Source organism: Pararhodospirillum photometricum DSM 122, from assembly GCF_000284415.1.
Classification (GTDB): Bacteria; Pseudomonadota; Alphaproteobacteria; order Rhodospirillales; family Rhodospirillaceae; genus Pararhodospirillum; species Pararhodospirillum photometricum.
On record NC_017059.1, the window covers coordinates 133217 to 156218 of the forward strand.

Consider the following 23002-nt stretch of genomic DNA (forward strand, 5'->3'; position numbering starts at 1 on the left):
CCCAACATTCGATCAAATCCAAAAAAGGAATGGAGGGGCCTGGGGAGGCCCCGCCTCCCCAGCCTTATTCCCTCCCCGTCACCCCTTCCCCCAACACCCCCGAAGCCCCCGGCAAAACCGCCCCCGCCTCCTCCTTCAACGCCACACCGGTCAGCCCCCGCCGCAAAGCCTCAGTAGCCAGCCACGCCAGCTTGTCGGCGGCAGCCTCCGGGCTCAGACCATCGGCGTGGATGTTGGAAATGCAGTTGCGCTCGGCATCGCGCCGACCGGTGACTGGGGAATAGGTCAGGTAAATGCCGAGCGACGTGGCGACCGACAGGCCAGGGCGCTCACCAATCAAGATCGCCACCAGCCGCGCTCCCAAGCGCTCGCCGATCGGATCGCCGAGGGCCACCCGGGCCTGGGCGGCGAGCACCAAAGGCGCCACCGACCACGAGCCCAGGCGGGCCAAAATGGCGTGCACCGTGGGAGCAGCCCAGGTCTGCACCGCGCCAGCCGAGAGGCCATCGCCAATCACCAAGGCGAGGTCACAGGTCCCGGTGGGCAAGGTTTCAAGGCTAGCTGGGTCCAAGCGACGGCCCAGATCAGGGCGGCGCAGGTAGGTAGCGCGGTCGGGGGCTTGGCTATGCACCCGCAGGACCGGCCCCTGGGGCAGGGCGGCTTCCAGGCGGGTGGTACGGCTGCGTCGTGCAACGGCCGTTTGAGGCGTGAAAGGCGGGGAGGCCGACGCCTCCCGGACCCTCCTGTTCCTGGCAGGGCGACGGCTCCTTCCCCCCTTTTTCACGGTACCTTGTGACGTCGAACCCGGTTGCGGGACGTCGGGGCTTGGACTACGGTTTGGTGAAAGTCACCGAATAGGGGCGGTGATCTCTCGTTTCTCCACCAAAACGATTGCGCCTGGGCCACTGGGCAAGGGGAAGTCTTAAGAGATGAAGCAGGTTGCATGGGTCGGACATGAAGAGACGGCGCTCTCCCTTGCCAAAGACGTGTCCGGCGCCAAAGCCACGGCAGGTGAGACCGACGAGTCGGCAAACCCGGAACAGATTATCGCCCTGACCGCCGACGTTCGGGAAATGACGGCGGCAAAAATCGCCGAAATCCAGGCCGTGATGGGACGCACCCGAATCTTGGCCCTCAATGCCTTGATCGAAAGTGCCCGGGCCGGCGACAGCGGGCGCGGCTTTGCCGTGGTGGCCGGCGAGGTCAAGGAAGTCTCGCGTGAAATCGCCGAGATCGTGGACCACCTCCAATCCGAAATGGCCGGCAAAGTCGAACGGCTGGAGCGCATCGGCCGCCATGTTCGGGGCCAGCGTCTCGTCGATCTGGCCCTGAACGCCGTTGAACTGATCGATCGCAATCTGTACGAACGCAGTTGCGACGTGCGCTGGTGGGCCACTGATTCGGCGGTGGTAGACTGCCTCGCCCACCCCAGCTCGGCGACCTGTTCCCATGCCAGCCACCGACTTGGGGTGATCCTGTCCTCCTATACGGTGTATCTGGATCTGTGGATCTGCGACACTGCGGGTACGGTGGTGGCCAATGGCCGCCCCGACCGGTATCGGGTCCAGGGCCGCTCGGTCGCCCGCGAGGGCTGGTTTCAGGAGGCCCTGGCCACCGCCTCGGGCGACGATTTTGCCGTTGCCGACATCGCCCGCAACGAGGCCTTGAACAACCAGCCCGTGGCCACCTACGCCGCCGCCATCCGCGAAGGGGGCGAAGCCCGGGGCAAGGTCCTGGGCGTGCTGGGGATTCACTTTGACTGGGGGCCCCCAAGCCCGCTCCATCGTCGAGGGCGTGCGCCTGGAAGATTCCGACGAAGTCACATCCCGTGCCCTGCTGCTCGACGCCAAGGGCCGGGTCCTCGCCGCCTCCGACGATCGCGGCGTGCTGCAAGAACGGGTGGACCTCAAGACCAACGGCCAGGACGCCGGCCACTACACCCTGAGCGACGGCACCGTCATCGGCTTTCACCGCACCCCGGGCTATGAAACCTACAAAGGCCTCGGCTGGTACGGTTGCGTGATGCAAAAAACCTTGTAACCCCCGTCCACCAAGCCCGAGGGGTCTGGGGAGGCCCGCCTCCCCAGCCTTCCTTATCGCCCCCGCCGCTGCCCCCAGGCCACTCCAGCCACGCACAGCCCCCCCAGCGCGCACCACCCGGCATCAAGCAGAAAGGCCCGCCCGCCCCAGGCCTGATACACCGGCCCGGCCATCGACATGGCGGCCCCCATCAATACCCCCTGACACAACGTCGAATACAAGGCTTGGGCCCGGTTGGCCAGGGCGGGCGGCACCGTTTGGCTCAGGAAGTGCATGGCGCCGAGGTGGGCACAGGCAAAGGTCCCGGCGTGCAATACCTGGGCCCCCATCAAGACCATGGGCTCGGTGGAAAAGGCGCTCAGCGTCCAGCGCAGCACCCCGGCCCCGGCCCCCAACCCCAAGAGGCCAAGCGGCCCCAGCCGGGCCACCATCCGCCGGCCCAGAAAAAACAACGCCACCTCCGCCGCCACCCCTTCGGCCCACAGGAAGCCGATAAAAGCCCCGTCGAGCCCGGCCGCCCGCCAGTGCAGCGTGGCGAAGGTGTAATAGGTGGCGTGACCGGCCTGGATCAGCCCCGAGGCCAGCAAGAACAGCAAAAAACGCGGCGCCAGCAGGTGATGGCGCCACACCCCCGGCGCCGGGCGGGGGTGCCTGGGGCCGCTGGGCAGGCTGGGCAGCCCCACCAGCACCAGCGCCAGGAAGCCCAGAATGATCCAGGGCACCGGCTCGCTTCCCACCCGATCGAGGACCGGCCCCAGGGCAAACGAGACGACGATAAAGGCCAGCGAGCCCCACAGCCGAACCCGGCCATAGTCGAGGGTTCCGGCTCGGGCCTGGGCCAGGGTCAGGGTCTCGGAGAGCGGCATGAGGGCGGCACACAACCCGGCGGCGCCCAGGGACATCAGGAGCAACCCGACAACGCCCTCGACCCAAGAGATGCCGGCATACAAGGTGAGGCTGCCCAGGGCGAGGACAGCCATGACCCATCGCGGTCGCCCCAGCGCGTCGGCGGCCAGACCGGCCAGCGGGTTGACCAGCAGTTTGCCCCACACGGTGGCTCCGGTAATGAGGCCGATGGCGACGGGCTCCAGGCCCCGGTCATGCAGCCACAGGGACCAATAGGGCAAGGTGGTGCCGACGACGCCGAACAGTGCGGCGTAGTGGCAGGAAAGACGAACGGAAGGGGGCGGCACGCGGGGGTTCCCTGGGTCCGAGGGGCAGTAAGGGCAAGGCTGGGGAGGCGGGGCCTCCCCAGACCCCTGCGTCCCCGGGAGGGGCCTCGGGAATCGAGGGGTCTGGGGAGGCCTCGCCTCCCCAGCCTTGCCGTCTTGCCGTCCCCTTCCCTCTTCTGGAGGAATTATTGATCAAACCGGATGGACACGCTACCACTGGTATTGCGCTTTGCGCCCACCAACTCATCGAACAGGGGAGTTCACCACTCATGTCCTCGCCGTATCAGACCGGACTGGAGCGTACCCCGGCCAACTACGTCCCCCTAACGCCTCTGGGGTATCTTGACCGCGCGGCCCAAACCTATCCCACCCGGCTGGCGGTGGTGCATGGGGCGCGCCGGTATACCTGGGCCGAGACGCGGGAGCGGGCGCGGCGGCTGGGCTCGGCGCTGGCCGGGCTGGGGGTCGGGGTCGGCGACACGGTCGCGGTGATGGGGGCCAACACCCCCGAACTCTACGAGGCCCATTTTGGCGTCCCCATGACCGGCGCGGTGCTCAATGCCCTCAACGTGCGCCTGAACGCCGAGGAGATCGCGTTTATCCTCAACCACGGGGAAGCGCGAGTCCTCCTGACCGACACCGAGTTCTCGGCCACCCTCCGCGAAGCCCTGCCGCTGGTCGAGCGCCCGCTCACGGTGATCGACATCGTGGACAGCGAATACACGGGGGCGGGCGAGCGCCTGGGCCAGACCGACTACGAGAGCTTCCTGGCAAGCGGAGATCCGACCTACAGCGGGCGCTGGCCCGACGACGAGTGGGACGCGATCGCGCTCAACTACACCTCGGGCACCACCGGCAACCCCAAGGGCGTGGTGTATCACCATCGCGGGGCGGCCCTCAACGCCTTGTCCAACATCATCACCTGGGGCATGCCGCAAGGCGCTGTGTACCTGTGGACGCTGCCGATGTTCCACTGCAACGGCTGGTGCTTCCCCTGGACCATGGCGGCGGTGATCGGAACCAATGTGTGCCTGCGCCGGGTTAGCGCGGCCACTATTTTCAAGGCGATTGCCGAGGAAAAGGTCACCCATTTCTGTGGCGCGCCGATCGTTTTGGGCTTTTTGATCAACGCCAGCGTGCAAGACCGCCGCACCTTCGATCATACCGTCAACGTCATGACCGCCGCCGCCCCGCCCCCGGCCGTGGTGCTCGAACGGATGCAGCGCGAAGGCTTTCTGGTCACCCACGTCTACGGCCTGACCGAAACCTATGGTCCTTCGACGGTGTGTTTCTGGAAGGACGAGTGGAACGACCTGCCGATCGACGAGCAAGCCCGCCTCAAAGCACGCCAGGGCGTGCGGTATGTCGCCCAAGATGGCCTGATGGTGGCCGACCCCGAGACCTTGGAACCCGCCCCGGCCGATGGCGAGACCATGGGAGAGGTCTTCTTCCGCGGGAATATCACCATGAAGGGCTACCTTAAGAACCCGGAAGCGACCACGGAATCGTTTCGGGGCGGGTGGTTTCATACCGGGGATCTTGGCGTCTTGCATCCAGACGGGTACATTCAGCTCAAAGATCGGTCGAAGGACATCATTATTTCAGGAGGAGAGAATATATCCTCTATTGAAGTTGAGAGTGCCCTTCACCGACACCCTGACGTTGTCTCCGCCGCGGTCGTTGCCAAGCCCGACGAAAAGTGGGGCGAAACCCCGCGGGCTTACATCGAACTGCGCGACGGCGCCACGGTGACCGAAGCCGAGCTGATCGCGTTCTGCCGGGAAGCCCTGGCCCATTATAAGTGCCCCCGGGAGATTATCTTTGGGCCCCTGCCCAAGACGTCCACCGGTAAGATTCAAAAGTTTATCCTGCGCCGTCAAGCCCGGGAGCAAATTTCCTGAGGCGCCAACAAACAACAAGCGGCCGGCGGGAGAGGAAGAGGAAGACACGATGACGCCATCGGGACATGACGCCTCCCGTCCGGCCGCGCCGCGTGGTGATCGCGACCGTTATGCGGCCTTGGCTTTTTGCTGGGCCGACCTTTTGTTAAACCTGGACGCCAACGGCGCCATCCAGTTTGCTGCGGGGCCGTTCAAGGCTTTTCTCGGGCGGGGGTCCGCCGCCCTGGCGGGCACTCCGGTTGCCACCTTGTTCGAGGAGGACGACGCAGAGGTCATCGGGCGCTGTCTCAACCAAGCTTTGAGCCACGGCCGGATTGATGGCGAACGGGTCCACCTGATCCGTCCCAAGGGCTTGCCCTTGCCGATGGAAGTGGCGGCCTATGGCCTGGACGGCCAGATTTACATGGCCCTCAAGCGCCGTCCGGCCACGCCGCCCCAGGCGGCCGAAAAGGAAACCCACGACGAACGCTCGGGCCTGCTCACCCCCGAGGCGTTCGGCGAGATGGCGGGACGGCGGGCCCGCTCCCTGGCCGAGGCCGGACGCGATGTTGGCGTCACGTGGCTCGACTTGAAGGGCTTCGAGGCCCTGCGGGAACGCATGACCGAGGCCGATGCCAATGGCCTGATGCGCTCGGTCGGCGACTCCTTGCGCGCCGCAGCAGTGGACAGCGAGGGCGCCACCCAGATCTCGGAAAGCCGCTACGGCCTGCTGCACGACAAGGGCCTCGACATCGCCGCCTTGGAAGAACGCCTGCGGACCTTGGCGTCGCGCCACGATCCCGAGGGACGAGGAATCGACGTCGAATCGGCCTCGGTTGATCTCGACCAGACCGGCGCCCTCAGCGAAGAGGATCTGGTGCGGGGTCTGGTTTACGCCATGAACCACCTCCAGGAACAAAATGGCGCCGGGGCCTCGCTGCGTGACCTGCCCTCCAACCTCACCGAGTTGGTTGCCAAGGCCACCGATCAGGTCAACGATTTCCGCCGCATGGTTGCCGAGAGAAAATTCTTCGTGGCCTTGCAACCCATCATCGGGACGACCAGCGGGATCATCCATCATTACGAGGCCCTGGTCCGCTTTGACCCGGCGGCGCCCGATGCCTCGCCCTTCCGTCTGATCACCTTTGCCGAGGAGACGGGCCTGATCCACGAATTCGATCTGGCCATGGCCTATAAAGTCATCGAGTGGCTGGCCGAGCACGGCAACGAAACCGAGGGCGCCCATATCGCCGTCAACGTGTCGGGCTACTCGATCGGCGTGGATTCCTATGTCCAGGGCTTGTTCGAGATGCTCCAGGCCCATCCCTGGACGCGAGGCCGCTTGTTGTTCGAGATCACCGAATCGTCGCGCATGACCGACCTCAAGGGCGCCAATCAGTTCATCCAGGCCCTGCGGGCCATGCGCTATCAGGTGTGTCTCGATGATTTTGGCGCCGGCGCCGCCAGCTTCCAGTACTTGAGCGCCCTTGACGTCGATGTGGTGAAAATTGATGGCTCGGCCGTGCGCAATGCCATGAACGGCACCAAGGGCAAAGCCTTCCTCAGCGCCTTGACCGAGCTGTGCCGACGCCTCAGTGTGCGCACCATCGCCGAAATGATCGACAGCCCCCAGTCCCTTCAGTTTGTCCGGGCGTGTGGTTGCGATTACGTTCAGGGCTTCCTCTTCGGCCGGCCCTCCCCCACACTCAAGACGTTCTCGCCGCTGCCGGGAGCCGAGCTGTTCCCCAAGCAGGAACGGCGGCGACCGGTGGAGGCTTTTACCCCCTTCTTCCCCTCGTCCTGACGCCCCTTTTTGGAGTTCGTCATGCCCGATCTTCCCTGGGGACCCGCTGGACGGCGCGGTCCCTTTGTCATGGCGCTGCTGCTGGGCCTGGGGCCCGGCGTGGCGCTGGCTGCCCCGCCGTCCTTGCACCTGCCCGTGGACTGCGTGGTGGGCGAGACCTGCCATATCGTCAACAGCGTGGACGACGACCCCGGCCCCGGGGCCCGCGATCATCGGTGTGGTCCCGTGGCCACGAATGGGCATAAGGGCACCGACATCGGTCTGGGCTCCGTGGCGCCGGGACGGCTGGGCGTGGTGGTCGCCGCTGCTGCGGGCCTTGTGGTCGCTGCACGCGATGGCATGGACGATATCAGCGTCCTGACCCCGGGGGCTCCCTCGGTCAAGGACCGGGAATGCGGCAATGCCGTGGTTCTCGACCATGGGGACGGCTGGACCTCGATCTATTGCCATATGGCCAAGGGCTCGATCCAGGTCCAGGCCGGGCAGTCGGTTCCCGAGGGTGCCGCCTTGGGACTCATCGGTCTGTCCGGTGAAACCGAACACCCCCATCTGCACTTTGAGGTCCGCCATCACCAGGAGGTCATCGACCCCTTCACCGGACATCCCGCCGCCGCGGGATGTGCCGTCGCGCCCGCGCCCTTGTGGCAAGCCCCCCTGCCCTACGAACCCACCATTGCCTATAACCTGGGCTTCGCCGGCGAACAGCCCGAGCGGGTGGGCGTGCGCGCCGGCCGGTTTGCCGACAATACCGTGTCGGCCACGGCCCCGATCCTGGTGCTGTACGTGGACTTGATCGCCGTGCAAAAAAACGACCGGGTGACCCTGGCCATCACCGACCCGGCGGGTCAGCCCTTTGTCACCTCGGTGGTGCCGTTTGATCAGCAGGGCTGGGCCCAGTGGTTTGGCTTGGCCGGGCAAAAGCGCGGCCCCGCCCCCTGGCCGAGCGGCGTTTATACCGGCACGCTTACCGTCGAGCGCCCCGGCCAGGGCATCATTGCGTCGCGCAGCGTACAAGGGACCGTCCGGTGAGACTTTGCCTGGGGGTGCTGGCCTTGATGCTGGCCTGCGGTGCGGCCCGCGCCGCTGATCTTGAAGTGGTTTTAACCGGCGTGCACCCGGGGCCCGGCCCCTTGAAGGTTGGCCTGTTCCGGGGCCCGGAGAACTTCGCCGAACCGGCAGGCAGCGTGGGCGGTCTGTCCCTGACCGCAAACGGCCCCACCGTGCGCGGTGTCTTGCACGATGTGCCCCCGGGCTGGGTGGCGGTGCTGATCCACCACGACGAAAACCAAAACGGCGAAATGGATCGCCTGTTCGGGCTGGTCCCGTTGGAAGGCTATGGCTTCAGCGGCAAGGACGTACCCCGGCCGACCTGGGACAGCGCCCGGTTTCTCCTGCCCAAGGAAGGGGGCGTTGTGACGGTCAAGATGCGCTACCCCACCTCGGCGCCGCCGTGAGCAGGAACGAGGGGTCTGGGGAGGCTCGCCTCCCCAGCCTTCCTCCGTTACAAGCGTTTCTTGACATAAGACCCAGGCGCGTCCTCCAGCCCCGCCCCCGGATCGCGCGCCGGCACGGCGGAGCCAGCGTGCTTGGCCAGCCAAGCCCGCCAGTCGGGCCACCACGAGCCCTCGTTTTCCTTGGCTCCAGCCAACCACGTGTCGGGATCGCGGACCTTGCGCGTGTTGGTCCAGTGGCCATACTTGGGCCGCCCCGGGGGATTGATGACCCCGGCGATATGACCGCTACCGGCCAGCACAAAGCGCACCGGCCCGCTATAGAGGGCCGTGGCCTTGAAGGTGCTTTTCCAGGGCGCGATGTGGTCCTCGCGGGTGGACAGGAGATAGGCCGGGGTTCGGATCCGCCGCAAATCAATGGGGGTTCCCAACAAGGTGAGGGCGCCCGGCTGGACCAGTTCGTTGCGTTCGTACATCCGGCGCAAGTAATACGTATGCATCATGGCGGGCATGCGGGTTGAATCGGCGTTCCAATACAACAAATCAAAAGCGGGCGGATCCTTACCCAGCAGATAGTTATTGATGTGGAATGACCAAATCAGCTCATTGTCCCGCAGCAGGTTGAAGGCATTGGCCATGTAACGGCCATCCAGGGTCCCGTTGCGCTCCATCACCGCGTCGAGCTTGTCGAGAAGGTGAGGCTCGATGAACACCCCCAGTTCGCCGGGCTCGGAAAAATCGACCATGGTGGTCAAGAAGGTGACGGCCTTCACCCGCTCGTCGCCCCGCGCCGCCAAATAGGCCAAGGTCGCCGCGCACAACGTGCCGCCGATGCAATAGCCCATCAAGGTCAGGTCCCGTTCCCCGGTGAGGGACGCGATGGCCTCCATGGCGGCCAGCGGCCCCTCGTTCATGTAGTCGCCAAAATCCTTATGCCCCAGTTCTGGCCCCGGATTGACCCAGGAGACGACAAACACGGTCAACCCCTGCTCCACCATGTAGCGGATGAAGGAGTTTTTCGGGGTGAGGTCCATGATGTAAAACTTGTTGATCCAGGGTGGCACCACCAGCAGCGGCCGCTGGGCCACGGTCTCGGTGGTGGGGCTGTACTGAATCAACTGGATCAGGTCGTTTTGATAGACCACCTTGCCCGGGGTCACGGCCAGGGTCCGCCCCACCTCGAAGGCCGCCTCGTCGGTCATCGCCACGCGCACACTGCCCCCGCCGCCGCGCTCCAGATCGCGCAGCAGGTTTTCCATGCCTTGGACCAGCGATCGGCCGTTGCTTTCCAAGAAGGCACGGCGCGCCTCGGGATTGGTGGCAAGGTAGTTGGTGGGAGCCAGGGCATCGAGCACGAGGCGGGTGTAGAATTCCATGCGCTGGCGGGAGCGCTCGTCCACGCCCTCCACCTTGCGCACTGCCGCGAGCACGGCCCGCGCTGTCATCAGGTAGCTTTGCTTGAGGTGGTCGAAGAGGGGATCGTCGCGCCACACCTCGTCCTTGAAGCGACGGTCGCTGGCTTCGGGGGTGACGACCGGGAGCGCCTCGCTGCCGCGCAGCCGCGCCGCCGAGCGCTCGCACAAGGTCACATAGTCCCGCCACAAGGTCGCCTGGGCGTCCAGGAAAGGGGTGGGGTTGTCCATCACCCGACGTGCCAGATCCTGAAAGCTCTCGGCCATGGCGTCGCGGTCGGGAACCTGGATTTCGGGCTGGGCCAGGGGGACCTGGAGGCTGGCGGCCCACATTTTTTGACTTTTTTCCGCCCAGTCCAACCACGTTTGCCAAAGGTCAACAAAAGTGGTGTCGGGACGAGGGGGGGGCTTGTCGGGTGGCACGGGGGGCATGGACGTCTCCTCGGCAGGCTTTTTTGGTGCGCGTCAAACGCGACAGGCCAGCTTAGGAGACCCTCAGCCCTCCGTCCAGACGACGCGGTTGCGCCCCTGATGTTTGGCCTGATACAACCCCGCATCGGCCACCGCCACGGCTTGCCGGGGGCTCCCCTCCAAACTGGGGACAACCGTGTACCCTCCCAGGCTGATGGTGAGTACCGGGGCGACCCCCGAGCGTCGGTGGGTCACGCCTTGCGCCGCCACCCGCGCGCGCATGGTCTCGGCAATGGCCCGTCCAGCGTCGGACGGGGTCTCGGGCAACAAGACAATAAACTCCTCGCCGCCGTAGCGCGCGATCAGATCGTGGGGGCGATGAACGCAGCCCGCCAAGGCCTGCCCGACGATACGCAAGGCCTCGTCGCCGGCCCCGTGCCCATAGTGGTCGTTATATTCCTTAAAAAAATCCACGTCGGCGAAAATCAGGGACACCGGCTGGGCACGCCGCAAGGAACGCCGCCATTCCCCCTCCACGGTGTGATCAAAGCAACGACGGTTGGCAAGGCGGGTCAAGGGATCCAGATAGGCCGACTCTTCCAGAACCTTGCGCCGGTGCGCGAGGTCCAGGTGATTGCGCACCCGCGCCCGCACCACGGCGGGATGAAAGGGTTTGCTCACATAGTCGGTAGCCCCCAGGGTGAGCCCCTTTTCCTCGTGCTCCTCGTCGTTCAATCCTGTCACGAACACCACGGGAATCTCCCGCGTGCGCCCATCCTCCTTGAGCCGGCGCAACACCTCGTAGCCATCCAGCCCCGGCATCATCACGTCGAGCAAAATCAGGTCGGGGGTCTGCGGATCGCCCAGACGCGCCAAGGCTTGCTCCCCATCGCGCGCGAGAAGAATATCATAGTCTTCGCTCAACAAATCGGCGAGCACCATCCGGTTGGTCCGTTCATCGTCCACGATCAGGATCCTCTGGCGTGTCGCAAGGCAGCTTTCCATGGCGACCTCCTTCCTCCTCCAACGGCGGCGCTTCTCCTTAAACCCTTTTGGGTGTATCAGATATACTCCATGTGGACAAGGGACCCAACCGAGAGGGGACATTATCTTTCACAGCGTTAGCCGCTTGATTACGATGGCTCTGGGTAGGCGCCAGAGCCCTCCCCCCGAGCCCCCAAGCGCCGCCCAGACCCGCACAACGCCTTGGGCCCTTTGGATTTCCTTGATTTTTTTAGGGAGAGGCGTCGAGGGGCTGGCCCCATCGCCCCAATCTAGCGCCAGCCCCGCGCTCAGGCGGCACGGGGGCGGGCCTCGGTGATCGCGGCCTCCAGAGCCTCGCGGATCTGGGCCAGTTTGGTTTTATGGACCACCTTCATGCCAAACACATCCTTGACATAAAACACGTCCACCACCCGCTCGCCGTAGGTGCTGATGCGGGCCGACGAAATCTGGATGCCAACCCGAGTCAGGGCCTGGGTGACGGCGTGCAAAAACCCCGGACGGTCGCGCCCGTTGACCTCGATCACGGTGTGGGTCTTGGAGGCTTGGTTATCAATCAAAACCCGGGGCGGCACGGTCAGGGCGTGAGCGCGCTCGGGCAACCGGGGCGCCTGCTCCTGGAGGGCACGGGCCAGGGCTATCGTCCCGGTCAGAACCCCGCGCACCGTGCGCGCCAGCCGCTCGATGCGCTCGGGCTCGGCAATCGGCCGGCCGTCAAGGGTCTGAATGGTGAAGGTATCAAGCGCCATGCCATCGACCATGGTGGTGATGCGCGCATCCATGATGGTGACGCCGGCCAGGGCCATGGCGCCGGCAATCTTGGAGAACAGGCCCGGGTGGTCGTCGGTGTAGATGATCACATCGGACACCGAGCGGTGGCTGTCGGGAATCACCTCAACCGCCACCGCCTCGCCGGCCGCCCGAGCGCGCTCAATGACGCGGGCGTGGCGAATGTGGGTGAGGCCGTCGAAGGTCAGCCAGTAGGCGGGATAATGGCGTTCGAGATACGCGGCCCGCTCGGCCTCGGGCCAATCGGTCAGAGCGAGCGACAGTTGCTCACGGCGATCAGCAACGCGCTTGTCGCGGGCCTCGGCCTGGAAGCCGCCGGTCAACAGGTCCTCGGAGCGCATGTAAAGCTCGCGCAGCAAGGAAGACTTCCAGTTGTTCCAGACCGCCGGGCCAACGGCCAGAATATCAACGGTGGTCAGGGCCAGCAGCAGGCGCAACCGCTCCACCGACTGCACGACATCGGTGAAATCGAGAATGGTCTTGAGGTCATCGACATCGCGCTTAAAGGCGGTGCGCGACATCAGGAGATGATGGCGTACCAGCCAGGAGACGGTTTCCGTTTCCTCGTCGCTGAGGCCGAGCCGGGGCCCCAGCCGTAGGGCGATCTCGGCGCCCAGTTCCGAGTGATCCCCGCCCCGCCCCTTGGCGATATCGTGCAACAACACCGCCACATACAGCGCCCGGCGCGACAAGACCTTGCGCAGTTCGCGGGCCGCCGAGGGCATGAGGTCGCGAATGCTCCCGTCTTCCAGGCGATGCAAGAGGCCGATGGCCCGGATGGTGTGCTCGTCGGTGGTGTACACATGGTACATGTCAAACTGCATCTGGGCGGTCACCCGGGCAAAATCGGGCAAGAAACGCCCGAGGAAGCCGGCTTCGCTCATCTGCCGCAACGAAATTTCCGGGTCGCGCTTGGAACAAAGGATGTCAAGGAACAAAGTATTGGCCGCCGGATCGCTGCGCAAGCCCTTGACCAGGGGTAAGGACTCGGTCACCAGCCGCAAGGTATCGGGATGAATGTCCATGCCCTGCTCATGCGCCACCTTGAACAAGCGCATGAGAGCCAGCGGTTCCTTCTGGAAGGCATCGGGACCCACGGCGGCGATGCGCCCGCTGTCGATGCGAAAGCCGTTGAGGTGGCGCTTGCGGGCCAGCAGGGAGGTCATGGACAGACCGGGCCGGCGCTTTTGCTGGTTCTCCAACACAGCACAGAAGATGCGCGTGAGATCGCCCACCGTCTTGGCCATCAAGAAATAGTGCTTCATGAAGCGCTCGACGCCCCGCACGCCATTGCGATCGGCATAGCCCATGCGCTGGGCGATCTCGGGCTGGATGTCGAAGGTCAGGCGCTCTTCCGGGCGGTTGGTCAGGTAGTGCAGGTGACAGCGCACGGTCCACAAAAAGTTACGCGCGCGCATGAACTTGCTGGCCGCCTCCGAGGTCAGCACCCCACGCGCCACCAGTTCCGACATTTCGCTCACGCCATAAATAAAGCGGGCGATCCACAACAAGGTGTGCAAGTCGCGCAGGCCGCCCTTGCCGTCCTTGATGTTGGGCTCCAGGACGTAACGGCTGTCCCCCATGCGGGCGTGGCGCTCGTCGCGCTCGGCCAGCTTGGCCTCAATAAAGTCAGCCCCGGACCCGGCCACCACGCTGGTTTGAAACTTGTCGCGCAGGCCCAAGGGAAGCTCGCGGTTGCCCCACAAGAAACGGGTCTCGAGCAAGGCGGTGCAAATGGTCGTATCGGCCCGGGCCTGCCGAATACACTCGTCTACCGAACGGGTGGCATGGCCCACCTTGAGCCCCAAGTCCCACAACACATACAACATGAACTCGACGACTTGCTCATGCAGCGGCGTGGACTTGTAGGGCAGCAAGAACAGCAAATCGATGTCGGACTGGGGCGACATCTCGCCGCGCCCATAACCGCCCACCGCCAGCACACTCATCTGCTCGCCAGCCGTGCGATTGGCGCGCGGGTAGATGTAGGTCGTGGCAAAGTCGAACAACAGCCGGATGATCTGATCCATCAGATAGCTGTTTTCGGCGAACGCGGCCGCGCCCGTGCCTTTTTCCTTGAGGAAGCGCCGCCGCACCTCGGCCCGGCCATCGGCCAACGCCTTACGCAGCAAAGACATCAGGCGATTGCGACGGTCCCGGTTGTCGGGCACGGCCGCCGCCATGTCTTCCAAGATGATGGTCAGCGCCTTGCGGTCGATCAGGGCGCGGGGTTGGCGAATGCGGGTGCGTGGCATGAGGCCCCTTTGGTCCCGAAGGCACCAAGTTTTGTCCTAAGTCACCCATTTTATACCGCCTCCGTCCGTCCTTGTCCCGGAGGAAGGAAGGAGGGGTCTGGGGGCTTGGATTAGGCAATCTCCTGAAAATCATCGAAATCACGGTCGATCACGTGGTTGTTTTTGAGCAAGCTATTGATAACCTTGAAAGAGACGCGAAAGTACTCGGCGATTTCTTGTTGACGTTCTTCGGAAAAATCATTGCTGGCCATGTCCGTGACGGCTTCAATTGGGGCCAGGAACTCCGCTGCAAAGGCGCGCTGGGCCTTTTGCCGGTAGCTGCGCGCGGCGGTGGCTGGGAACAGAGCCCCACGAGGCCGCATGAGGCGATCGCCGATCAAACGGGCCAGTTCGAAGCGGCGGTTATCGGTGCGTTTGCCGCTCAAGACGGCCAGGGCCTGCCCGCCCTCATCGACCAAGGCAAAGGACAACGGGCCGCGGACCTGCTTCTCCTTCAGGATGGCTGAAGACGTTCCAGCAAGATCTGCCAGGGCTTGATCGCTGATCTGCCGGTTGGCGAAGGACGCGCGGACCTGCCGAGCCACGCGGACCCCAATCTCATGGGCCGGCACCATTCCCCAGCGCAAATCATCGGCAAGGGCCGTCTCCGGGCACGCCGCCATGGCTTGTCCGTCATTCTTGGCCATCTCTCGCAGATCAGCGGCCGCCATCATGCGGGAGACGTCCGATGAGTTGTGGGCAGCCAGGGAGGCTAGTTCGCCCATCGCTTCCTCTCCCAGAAGACGGGCCTCGGCAAGCCGAGCCTGGAGCATGGCCTCGTCCGCCTCGCCGGGATCGAAGCCCAGCCGAGCTTCCAGTTCCCGATAGCGCCTGAGCTCGGGGTCGGCTCGCTCGGCTTGCAGATCATCCCAGAGGGCATGGAGATTGCTTGCTCGGATCTGCGCAGCCTCCAGCCGGGAGAGGACATCACCAGCGAACCGCTCCATCGCCTCCTCGAGATCCGTCCAGGCTGCCAGAACCGGTCGCGCACCGAAATAACGAAACACCGCCTGATTGTTTCCCGATCGCTGGGAATCAAGGACGACCCGAAACCCATCAGAATAAATGGTCAGATTGGGCCAAACGTACCCTTCGCCGATGGTGCTGAGGCAGTGCGCGAAGCGCCAGGACCGGGAGGGCCTCGACGGAGGCGGCTCGCCCTTGAGACGCCACCAGTTCCAGACAAGCCATTCGGCCAAAGGGTATGCCGAGACAAGCGGCCCCTCCCGCGACCCATCGAGATAGGCATCAAATCCCTCGGTCAAGGATCGACCATGGGCCATGATCTTGAGCAAACCAAACGTGGCGCGTTCCTCCGCTGCCCCTTCGGTGAGGCGCTCCGGCTCCACGTGAAAGTCGAGGGAGGTCATGGCCGCTTATTCCATTCGCTCAGAACCAAGTCGCGCATGTCGGGCTCGTTCTCTTCACTGAGACGATAGCCATGATAGGTCTTTTCGTCCTCACCCACCTTCGCTTCATACGGCTCATTGTGAGCATCCACGGCCCAAACATATTTGGGGAAGCCTCCGGTCTCGAAAGCGCTGACCAAACCGCGCCGGATCCCTTCTTTCAGCAGGCCTTGGGCTTCTCGCAACAACACGGATCGGAGATCATCGCAGACACTCTTGTTCGGTCGTGGATTGACCGCCGGCTTCAATTTATAATCGCCGGGCCGCCTCTTATGCAGTGCACTCCCGCCATAGCGAGCCTCACCCAAAACGCGGCGAAGTTCGTCAGAGGATACAGCACCCTCGGAGACAATCCGGCGCTTGGGGTTGTTGCCCTGCCGTTTCACCATTCCACACTTCTTAACGACAATCTCCGCTAAAAAGGATAGCACCCAGTCGCATTCATCGGCAATTTTTAAAGCAACGAGGGGTCCGGGGAGGCCGCGCCTCCCCGGCCTTCCTCTTTACCCTGCCCCCTCGCCCCCCGCCCCGCCTGAGGCGCCGGCAGCTCAACCCGCACCAAGAGCCCGCCCCCGTCCGCTTCCTCCAACACGATGCGCCCGGCATGTGCCTCGACCACAGCGGCGACCATGGTCAGGCCCAGGCCATTGCCTGGGGTGGCGCGGGCTTCGTCGAGGCGCGCGAAGCGCTCGAACACCCGCTGGCGCTCGGCGGCCGGAATGCCGGGCCCCTGGTCTTCCAGGCACACCTCCACGCGGCCACGCTCGGACCGCAGGCTCAAACGCACCCGCCCGCCTTCCGGCGAATACTTGACCGCGTTGTCACACAGGTTGGCAAATGCCTGAAACAGCAAGTCGCGATCGCCATCCACCACGGCCGGGCCGCTTAGGGTCGTCTCGAGGCTCACGGTACGCTCGGCGGCCACCGCCTCGTACAGTTCGGCCACGTCGGCCAGCAGCGGCACCAGATCGACGGGCGCAAACGTCATGCGCCGCCCGCCGCTCTCGACCTGGGCGATGCGCAGCAGGGCATTGAAGGTGGCGAGCAGACCATCGACCTCGGCCAGCGCGGCCCCCAGGCCGTCGCGATCGGTGGCGGCCTGGGCGTGGTCGCGCAGGCTCTCCAGGCGGTTACGCAAACGGGCAAGCGGCGTGCGCAGGTCATGGGCGATGGTGTCGGACACATGACGGACCCCGGCCATCAGGGTTTCGATGCGGGCCAGCATGGCGTTGAGGTTGGCGGCCAGTTGGTCGAAGTCGTCGCCGTGGGCGCCGCGCCCGGCCGGCACCCGGCGCGACAGATCCCCAGCCATGATGTCGCGACTGGTGCGGTTGATGGCCTCCAGCCGCCGCGAGACCCGCCGGCTCATGGCCACGCCACCGATCAAGCCCAGGGCCACCATGCCCAAGAGGCCGGCGCGCAGCACCCGCCGCAACCGTTCGCGCAAGAAGGCGACCGACTCCAGGTCACGGCCGACCACCAAAACGGTGTGCCCCGGCAGCGGGAGCACGGCCAGACGGACCGCCGTTTTCAGGTCGTCCGGTCCGGGGTCGGCCCAGGGCGGCATCAAGCCCCGGTGAAACCCGCCGGGCAGAGCGGTCAAGGGGGGCGGTGGACCGTCCGGGCCGTGCCACCAGGGCGGCCCCCCGCCACCGCCAGGCCCGGGTCCCAAACCGGGGCCGTGCGGGCCGGGGGTGTCGTCGTGGGGATCCCAGCGGCCGCGAGGCTCCGGGGGGCGATCGTCCCGAGGGGGGCCGCCGTTATCGTGGAGATGGTCGCGGACCCCGGGGACCGCCCCGAGGGACGGGCGCAACATCTCGGCCACCGGGACCACCGTCAAGGCGCTGCGCGGCAAGGTGGCCCACCCCACGTCCGGCAGGCCCTCCTCGTTCTTGCGCGAGCGATAGGCGGTATCTGCCCAGACGTCGGCACCAGTGTTGCCGCTGTCGAGCACCTCGCGGAAGCGGCGGCTGTCGTGCTCGGCGGCCGAGGACACCGCCCAGCGCCGGATGAAGCCGTGGCGCCGGTCGGTCGAGATGTGGTTCTTGTAACCGAATATCGGGATGGCGATCTCGACGCCCTTGGCGCCTTCCGCCTTCGGCGTCTTCGCTCTGGCCCTTTTCAGGGTCCAGCGAGCATCCCTGTCCTTCTGGGCCAGCTTGTGCGGGGTCTCTTCCCAGCCGTCAGGGATGCGCCCTTCGCGGATCGCCTGCTTCTCGTCGTCGTCGTTGCGCTGACGCGGCGCCGCCACAATGGTGGCGTCGATGATCTGCCCCGACATCGCCAGATAGCCGCCTTCCTTCAGCTTGGCGTCGAACACCGCGAACAGCTTCTCGATCGCGTTGGCCTCGGTCAGCGTCTCGCGGAACAGCCAGATCGTCTTGGCGTCCGGCGCCTTGTCCGCCAGCCCTAGGCCGAGAAAGCGTTTGAACGTCAGGCGGTCGTTGATCATGAACTCCGCCTGATCGTCGGACAGGTTGTACAGCGCCTGAAGCACCAGGATCTTAAACATCAAAACCGCGTCATGGGGCGGACGGCCGCCCCGGGCTCGGTCGCTGCGGTTCAACGCCTTGTCCAGCCGGTAGCGGAACGCCTCGAAGCTCACCACCCTCAGCAGCTTCTCCAGCGGGTCGCCCGCCTTCGACAACTCCGCATACCGCTCTTCAAGATCGAAGAACCCAGGCTGCCGACCCATCGTTCCCTCCAACACGGCCTGGGGCTTATTGAATCAGCAGACACCGCTCAGAGCCAGGGTTTTTCGAGGTGTCCTCTCGTGACCATGGAAAACTTGGAGGTCCTATCAGATGAGCGGCTTCTCCAAGGCCAGTGACGCGATAGTCGTGGCAATTGAAATGGGCGCAGTGCGGCATTAGAGGGCTATAGCGTAGACGTAGTGCTCATCATCGTCGGGCGCGGCCCGCCATTTCCCTGATAAAGACTGGCAGCTTTAACTCCGGCGGCGCGTTCACCTTGCGCTCGACTGTTGGGTTTATGCTGGTTTCTATTCTGCCCCTTCAGATTGTGTCTCAGTGAGTGGTAGGCCAACGGTTTCGCCGTTTGATCTCCGGCAAGGGGGGGCGGTTTGGTCAGGGTGGCTCGCTCTTTTCCAGCAGCCTGCGAAGGCTCATCATTGTCATCGGTCTGATTCTTGGTTCGGTTGATGGTCGCAACCAAACCCGACCAAAGATCGACGATAATCGTCCGCCGCGCGCGGGATAATCTATTGCACCGCTCCTCGGGGCATGATCCGGGTTGATTGGTTGGCGCGCAGCAATCCGGGAGACGTGAAGCTTGTCGGGGCTGGTGTTTCTGAAATGCGGATCAACCATGGCCCCGGGTACCGGGTCTATTTCATGCAACATGGCCCTGTCTTGGGGGTCCTTCTCTGTGGTGGCGACAAATCGTCGCAGCCGAAAGACATCGAACAGGCACAACGCCTCGCGGCCCGTTGGAAGGATCTCGGTCATGAATGATGTCACCTTTAACCACTATGATTCCGCCAACTATCTCAAGACCGAGGAAGATATCGCCGGATATCTGGAAGCGGTTATGGAAGAAGCCGAGGACGACCCCGTCTGCATCGCTCGCGCCCTTGGGGTTGTGGCGCGCGCCCGAAACATGAGTCAGCTTGCACGCGACGTGGGAATGAGCCGGCAGGGGCTAGACAAGGCTCTGTCGGGAGACAGCAACCCAACTCTCGGAACCGTCCTGAAGGTTGCTCACGCATTGGGTCTGCGCATGGTGTTCGTTCCTCAGGATGCCCACGCAGCAAAATGATCGCCGGGGCCTTTCATCAAGGCCGGAGCGAAGCTTCCTCATCACGTCCCGTAAAAAAGGCCGCCCCGAAAGCCCCCAAGAAGTCGCCTGGGAGGCATGGACTCGCAATTGACCCATCGGATTTAACAATACTCCAGGTGGGCATTCAAAAATTTTCGACCTACAAGTTTTTCGATGTATTTATTGTTATTTTTGCAGAAAGCCCGTTATCTTCTTTCCAATCTGGGCAAGATATTTTTTGCTTTCTCAAAGCGTCCTCCAATATATAAAATCCAAAAGAATGATATATCTTGTGAAATGCGCTACTTGAACTTATGCCGGTTTTTGATTTTATGTATTGGCATGCAATTTTATTTTCTTCTTCAGATTTTGATTTTTCTCCATGTATTGAATATGATATAGAATTCATCATGTGCAGGAATCCAATAACACTATTTAAGAACGCATAGGTACCGTCATATTCTATTTCTGTATTTGCGGATGCAGGCATCGTAATGCCGTCCGGTGTGATTTGAAATTGATTTTCAAAATTTTTTCTGATTTCTTTTATTGCTTCAGTATAGTAATTTGGCTTATGAATGCAGTATGTAACAGCTACGTTTTCTGCGCCGGGAAGTCTTCTTCTGTCTCCAATTGGGTAATTTATACGGTTGATATTGCTATCAATGAATTTTGCCACTAAAAGCTTAGGTCCTCTAGCGCCTTTTTCTGATAGATATTTTATAAAGGGAATTACGTTGTTCGAATTGCATTGATTGCCGCCCTGAAGGTGGTAAATCGCAAGATCCAATGAATCTAAGAATAAGTTGCTGTCAATCTGGATGTTGCTAAGATAGTAAATCGGGTCCTGATACCCTTCTGTTGGGCGCAGAAGCGCCCCGCCATGACCCCAGCCGGCCTCGTCCGTGCCGTGCGCAACGCCGCACCCGGCGAGACCGTGGTTTACATCCGCGCCGACGACCGTCGGGCCTGCCAAGTCGTCAAAGATGTGGCCCTGGGCCTGTCGCGCCTCGGTTTTGTTGCTCTGGTCCAGCGGCGGGTGGGCTGCGGCCTTCAGTATGAGGCGCAGCGCACCTGCACAATCATGAGCAAGAGCGTCGGACCGATCGAGGCGCGAAAGGCGGCGCTCGCTGCGCTCAAGGTGAGCGACGATGGATGAGGCGACACTTATTGCAAAGTGGGCGGCGGTACTTGTCGCTCAGGTCATTTTGATTTTTTCAATATTCCGCGGAGGGGATTTGCAATGAAACACCCCGAAGACGCCCTCCAGATTTCCGTCGTCAACACCCTGCGGCTCTGCCCTGACCTGCGCGTCGTGGCCGTGCCGAACGGCGGGAAGCGCGGCGTGCTCGAAGCGGCGCGCATGAGAAGGGCCGGAGTGCTGGCCGGCGTTTCGGACCTGCTCGTCTTTTGGGCGCCCGGCCGCGTCGCGCTGATCGAACTGAAAGCCCCCGGAAAGGTGACGGGGCAGGCCCGCCCCTTGCGCAGCCTGAGCCCCGCGCAACTCGTTTGGCTCAACTGGTGCCAGGCCTCCGGCTTCCCGGCGACCGTGGCCGACAGCCTGGAGGCGGTGCTGGAGTTTCTGCGGAGGCAAGGGGCGCCGGTGGCGGCTCGGGCGCAGGGGGGATTCGCGACATGAGCACCGCACCCGCCATCATCACCCCGTCCCCCTACCGCCTGSCCCCCGGCCCGGTGGCGGTGCAGTTTTCGGGCGGCCGCACGTCCGGGTACATGCTCCGGCACATCCTGGACGCGCACGGCGGGGCTTTGCCGCCAGACACTCACGTCCTCTTTCAGAACACCGGCCGGGAAATGCCGGAAACTCTTGAATTTGTTGAGGAATGCGGTCGGCGTTGGGGGGTCAAGATCACCTGGGTGGAATACGACACCGAAGAGCGGTTCCGCGTGGTCGGGCCTGGGACCAACCGCCCGGCCAGCACGAACGGCGAGCCGTTTTTGGATCTGATCGCCAAGAGGCAGTATTTACCAAATCGCGTGGCGCGGTTTTGCTCGACCGAGCTAAAGCAGCGACCCGCCAAGGATTGGATGGTCTGGCGGGGCTACGGCCGATGGACCAGCGTCCTGGGGATCAGGGCGGACGAAGCGCGCCGGGTGCGCGCCGACGACGACAGGCAGCCCTGGACTGCCCATTACCCACTGGTAGGCGCCGGCGCGACGCGGCGCGACGTGCTGGCGTGGTGGGGGGGGCAGGCGTTTGGGTTGAGGCTCCCCGACGCCAACGGCAAAACCCCACTCGGAAATTGCGACGGCTGTTTTATGAAGTCCGAGCGCACGTTGGCCGCGCTGTGCCGGGAATACCCCGGGCGAGCGCGGTGGTGGGCGGATATCGAAGCCAGGGTCGGGGCGACTTTTGCGCCCGGTCGGCCGTGGGCTGGGCTGCTCGATTTTGTGTCGCGTCAGGGCGATTTGGCACTAAACGACGAGCGCCTGTTTTGCAGCGCCGACCTTGGGGGTTGTCATGACTGACGTCACCCCCTGCCACAACTGCCCCGTCGCCCGCGCGGCCGACACCTACGCCCGCATCATCGGCGCCTACCACACCGAGCAGGTCAGCCTGCAAGAGGTGGATGCGGCTCGCGATTACCTTGATGCCTTGGTGGCCGATGCGCTCAAGGGAGACGCAACGGACCACCTGCGGGAGCGTGGATGATGGCGCGTCCTTGGACTAACGCCGCCGCTCTTGCCGTTTACCGGGGCTCTGGCCTTGCCGGCCTGCGCGAGGCCGGGGCCATCCACACTCCGGATCCCACGATCCTGGCCGCTTGGCTAGCGCTTGTCCCCGAGGGCGGGTTCGATGTGGCGGTGATCGACCCGCCTTGGCATTTCGACACCCACACCCCAGCCGGGCAGAACAAAAGCCCGTCCAAGCACTACAAGACGATGCGGGCCGACGAAATCCTGTCGCTGCCGGTCCCGCAAATCCTGGCCCGCAATGCTGTCGTTTACCTGTGGACGACAGAGCCCCACGCCGAACTGGCCGACGCCTGCCTTGTCGCCTGGGGCCTTGCGCGCAAGTCGGCGCGCGTCTGGGTCAAGGAAGGGCGCCTCGGCCCCGGGTATTGGGCGCGTGGTCAGCATGAGCGCTTGGTCGAGGCGGTGCAGGACCCCGAGTTGCTGGTGATTGGTGCCCGGGGCATCAAGGTGTGCCCGCCCCCCGGTGCGCGGCCCGGAAGCCTTATTCGAGGGCCCGTGCGAGAGCATTCCCGCAAGCCCGATCAGGCGATCCTCGACATCCTCAAAGCTCACCCAGGCAAAGGGATTTTCGAGGCTTTTGCCCGAACCCCGGTCCCGGGTGTTGTGGGGTGGGGCGATGAGTATGGCCGCTTCCCGACGCTGGAGGTCGCCCAATGACTACACCCTTGACCAACGACCTTGTTGGGGCGATGTTGCTCCTTGGAGCCCCCGAAGCCGTGGAAAGCGACGGGGATGGATGCTCCGGAAAGAGCGGAAACCGCCCCGTAAGCCACGCGGTCTTTTTTGTGCCCGGAGTCTGTCCGGCGCACAGTGCCCCTATGGCGGGGCGCCCCCGGATACAAAACC

General features: G+C 63.9%; 20 protein-coding genes and 1 pseudogene. 12 read left to right on the plus strand and 9 right to left on the minus strand.

Annotated features, from left to right (window positions below; all coding sequences use genetic code 11):
- Window positions 1–64 precede the first annotated feature (64 nt).
- Window positions 65–784, minus strand: coding sequence for an ethanolamine ammonia-lyase light chain EutC (locus RSPPHO_RS00495; RefSeq protein WP_081581603.1), 720 nt, complete (start codon window positions 782–784; stop codon window positions 65–67).
- A gap of 289 nt (window positions 785–1073) precedes the next feature.
- Between RSPPHO_RS00495 and RSPPHO_RS00500 the strand changes: the two are divergent.
- Window positions 1074–2040, plus strand: a pseudogene (locus RSPPHO_RS00500) (cache domain-containing protein).
- Window positions 2041–2093: 53 nt separating this feature from the next.
- Here RSPPHO_RS00500 and RSPPHO_RS00505 read toward each other — a convergent pair.
- Complete coding sequence (locus RSPPHO_RS00505) at window positions 2094–3233, minus strand: MFS transporter (RefSeq protein WP_014413329.1); 1140 nt, start codon at window positions 3231–3233, stop codon at window positions 2094–2096.
- 248 nt (window positions 3234–3481) lie between these two features.
- On the opposite strand from RSPPHO_RS00505, the gene RSPPHO_RS00510 reads away from it, so the two are divergent.
- The 4 genes from RSPPHO_RS00510 to RSPPHO_RS00525 are packed head-to-tail and all read left to right on the plus strand — an operon-like array spanning window position 3482 to window position 8350.
- A complete protein-coding gene (locus RSPPHO_RS00510; RefSeq protein WP_041793622.1) occupies window positions 3482–5113 on the plus strand; it encodes an acyl-CoA synthetase in 1632 nt (543 codons plus the stop codon).
- A gap of 49 nt (window positions 5114–5162) precedes the next feature.
- On the plus strand, window positions 5163–6896 hold the full coding sequence (locus tag RSPPHO_RS00515) for an EAL domain-containing protein (RefSeq protein ID WP_157879029.1): 1734 nt from the start codon (window positions 5163–5165) through the stop codon (window positions 6894–6896).
- Window positions 6897–6917: 21 nt separating this feature from the next.
- The gene (locus tag RSPPHO_RS00520) at window positions 6918–7925 is read left to right on the plus strand and encodes a M23 family metallopeptidase (RefSeq protein WP_157879030.1); all 1008 of its coding nucleotides are present in this window, start codon (window positions 6918–6920) and stop codon (window positions 7923–7925) included.
- Window positions 7922–8350, plus strand: a complete 429-nt coding sequence (locus RSPPHO_RS00525) for a DUF2141 domain-containing protein (RefSeq protein ID WP_051013528.1) — start codon at window positions 7922–7924, stop codon at window positions 8348–8350. The genes RSPPHO_RS00520 and RSPPHO_RS00525 overlap by 4 nt, the downstream gene beginning before the upstream one ends.
- Before the next feature lie 47 nt (window positions 8351–8397).
- On the opposite strand, the gene RSPPHO_RS00530 is transcribed toward RSPPHO_RS00525, so the two are convergent.
- The 6 genes from RSPPHO_RS00530 to RSPPHO_RS21850 form a co-directional block, all read right to left on the minus strand.
- Window positions 8398–10191: a PHA/PHB synthase family protein gene (locus tag RSPPHO_RS00530; protein WP_014413334.1), complete on the minus strand. Its 1794-nt coding sequence runs from the start codon at window positions 10189–10191 to the stop codon at window positions 8398–8400.
- A 63-nt stretch (window positions 10192–10254) separates the two neighbouring features.
- The gene (locus RSPPHO_RS00535) at window positions 10255–11175 is read right to left on the minus strand and encodes a diguanylate cyclase domain-containing protein (protein WP_041793623.1); all 921 of its coding nucleotides are present in this window, start codon (window positions 11173–11175) and stop codon (window positions 10255–10257) included.
- 287 nt (window positions 11176–11462) lie between these two features.
- Complete coding sequence (locus RSPPHO_RS00540) at window positions 11463–14216, minus strand: [protein-PII] uridylyltransferase (protein ID WP_014413336.1); 2754 nt, start codon at window positions 14214–14216, stop codon at window positions 11463–11465.
- Between the two features lie 110 nt (window positions 14217–14326).
- Window positions 14327–15625, minus strand: a complete 1299-nt coding sequence (locus RSPPHO_RS19545) for an ImmA/IrrE family metallo-endopeptidase (protein WP_014413337.1) — start codon at window positions 15623–15625, stop codon at window positions 14327–14329.
- Window positions 15622–16053 carry a hypothetical protein gene (locus RSPPHO_RS00550; RefSeq protein WP_041793624.1) on the minus strand — a complete coding sequence of 144 codons (432 nt, stop codon included), beginning with the start codon at window positions 16051–16053 and terminating at the stop codon, window positions 15622–15624. The genes RSPPHO_RS19545 and RSPPHO_RS00550 overlap by 4 nt, the downstream gene beginning before the upstream one ends.
- Before the next feature lie 65 nt (window positions 16054–16118).
- Window positions 16119–18359, minus strand: a complete 2241-nt coding sequence (locus RSPPHO_RS21850; RefSeq protein WP_422610579.1) for an IS5 family transposase — start codon at window positions 18357–18359, stop codon at window positions 16119–16121.
- Window positions 18360–18906: 547 nt separating this feature from the next.
- Here RSPPHO_RS21850 and RSPPHO_RS18540 point away from each other — a divergent pair.
- On the plus strand, window positions 18907–19137 hold the full coding sequence (locus RSPPHO_RS18540) for a type II toxin-antitoxin system RelE/ParE family toxin (RefSeq protein ID WP_081581605.1): 231 nt from the start codon (window positions 18907–18909) through the stop codon (window positions 19135–19137).
- Complete coding sequence (locus tag RSPPHO_RS00565) at window positions 19130–19441, plus strand: addiction module antidote protein (RefSeq protein WP_014413339.1); 312 nt, start codon at window positions 19130–19132, stop codon at window positions 19439–19441. Before RSPPHO_RS18540 ends, RSPPHO_RS00565 begins: the two co-directional genes overlap by 8 nt.
- A gap of 160 nt (window positions 19442–19601) precedes the next feature.
- On the opposite strand, the gene RSPPHO_RS19550 is transcribed toward RSPPHO_RS00565, so the two are convergent.
- Window positions 19602–20120: a hypothetical protein gene (locus RSPPHO_RS19550; protein WP_162138074.1), complete on the minus strand. Its 519-nt coding sequence runs from the start codon at window positions 20118–20120 to the stop codon at window positions 19602–19604.
- Between the two features lie 204 nt (window positions 20121–20324).
- Here RSPPHO_RS19550 and RSPPHO_RS00570 point away from each other — a divergent pair, with 204 nt between their 5' ends.
- The 5 genes from RSPPHO_RS00570 (at window position 20325) to RSPPHO_RS00590 (ending at window position 22813) form a co-directional block, all read left to right on the plus strand.
- Window positions 20325–20600, plus strand: a complete 276-nt coding sequence (locus RSPPHO_RS00570) for a hypothetical protein (protein WP_014413340.1) — start codon at window positions 20325–20327, stop codon at window positions 20598–20600.
- A gap of 84 nt (window positions 20601–20684) precedes the next feature.
- Window positions 20685–21080 (plus strand): VRR-NUC domain-containing protein, encoded by a 396-nt coding sequence (locus RSPPHO_RS00575; RefSeq protein ID WP_041793625.1) that lies wholly within the window; start codon window positions 20685–20687, stop codon window positions 21078–21080.
- A complete protein-coding gene (locus RSPPHO_RS00580; protein ID WP_041793626.1) occupies window positions 21077–21928 on the plus strand; it encodes a phosphoadenosine phosphosulfate reductase domain-containing protein in 852 nt (283 codons plus the stop codon). The genes RSPPHO_RS00575 and RSPPHO_RS00580 overlap by 4 nt, the downstream gene beginning before the upstream one ends.
- Window positions 21921–22112 carry a hypothetical protein gene (locus RSPPHO_RS00585; RefSeq protein WP_041793627.1) on the plus strand — a complete coding sequence of 64 codons (192 nt, stop codon included), beginning with the start codon at window positions 21921–21923 and terminating at the stop codon, window positions 22110–22112. The genes RSPPHO_RS00580 and RSPPHO_RS00585 overlap by 8 nt, the downstream gene beginning before the upstream one ends.
- Complete coding sequence (locus RSPPHO_RS00590; RefSeq protein WP_014413343.1) at window positions 22109–22813, plus strand: MT-A70 family methyltransferase; 705 nt, start codon at window positions 22109–22111, stop codon at window positions 22811–22813. Before RSPPHO_RS00585 ends, RSPPHO_RS00590 begins: the two co-directional genes overlap by 4 nt.
- The last annotated feature ends 189 nt before the right edge of the window (window positions 22814–23002 follow it).

Bases quoted from the DNA above. Each gene is read 5' to 3' on its own strand.
- RSPPHO_RS00510 (WP_041793622.1), top strand. From the start codon at position 3,482: ATGTCCTCGCCGTATCAGACCGGACTGGAGCGTACCCCGGCCAACTAC.
- RSPPHO_RS00515 (WP_157879029.1), top strand. From the start codon at position 5,163: ATGACGCCATCGGGACATGACGCCTCCCGTCCGGCCGCGCCGCGTGGT.
- RSPPHO_RS00520 (WP_157879030.1), top strand. From the start codon at position 6,918: ATGCCCGATCTTCCCTGGGGACCCGCTGGACGGCGCGGTCCCTTTGTC.
- RSPPHO_RS00530 (WP_014413334.1), bottom strand. From the start codon at position 10,191: ATGCCCCCCGTGCCACCCGACAAGCCCCCCCCTCGTCCCGACACCACT.
- RSPPHO_RS00535 (WP_041793623.1), bottom strand. From the start codon at position 11,175: ATGGAAAGCTGCCTTGCGACACGCCAGAGGATCCTGATCGTGGACGAT.
- RSPPHO_RS00540 (WP_014413336.1), bottom strand. From the start codon at position 14,216: ATGCCACGCACCCGCATTCGCCAACCCCGCGCCCTGATCGACCGCAAG.
- RSPPHO_RS19545 (WP_014413337.1), bottom strand. From the start codon at position 15,625: ATGACCTCCCTCGACTTTCACGTGGAGCCGGAGCGCCTCACCGAAGGG.
- RSPPHO_RS00550 (WP_041793624.1), bottom strand. From the start codon at position 16,053: ATGGTGAAACGGCAGGGCAACAACCCCAAGCGCCGGATTGTCTCCGAG.
- RSPPHO_RS21850 (WP_422610579.1), bottom strand. From the start codon at position 18,359: ATGGGTCGGCAGCCTGGGTTCTTCGATCTTGAAGAGCGGTATGCGGAG.
- RSPPHO_RS18540 (WP_081581605.1), top strand. From the start codon at position 18,907: ATGATCCGGGTTGATTGGTTGGCGCGCAGCAATCCGGGAGACGTGAAG.
- RSPPHO_RS00565 (WP_014413339.1), top strand. From the start codon at position 19,130: ATGAATGATGTCACCTTTAACCACTATGATTCCGCCAACTATCTCAAG.
- RSPPHO_RS00570 (WP_014413340.1), top strand. From the start codon at position 20,325: ATGACCCCAGCCGGCCTCGTCCGTGCCGTGCGCAACGCCGCACCCGGC.
- RSPPHO_RS00575 (WP_041793625.1), top strand. From the start codon at position 20,685: ATGAAACACCCCGAAGACGCCCTCCAGATTTCCGTCGTCAACACCCTG.
- RSPPHO_RS00585 (WP_041793627.1), top strand. From the start codon at position 21,921: ATGACTGACGTCACCCCCTGCCACAACTGCCCCGTCGCCCGCGCGGCC.
- RSPPHO_RS00590 (WP_014413343.1), top strand. From the start codon at position 22,109: ATGATGGCGCGTCCTTGGACTAACGCCGCCGCTCTTGCCGTTTACCGG.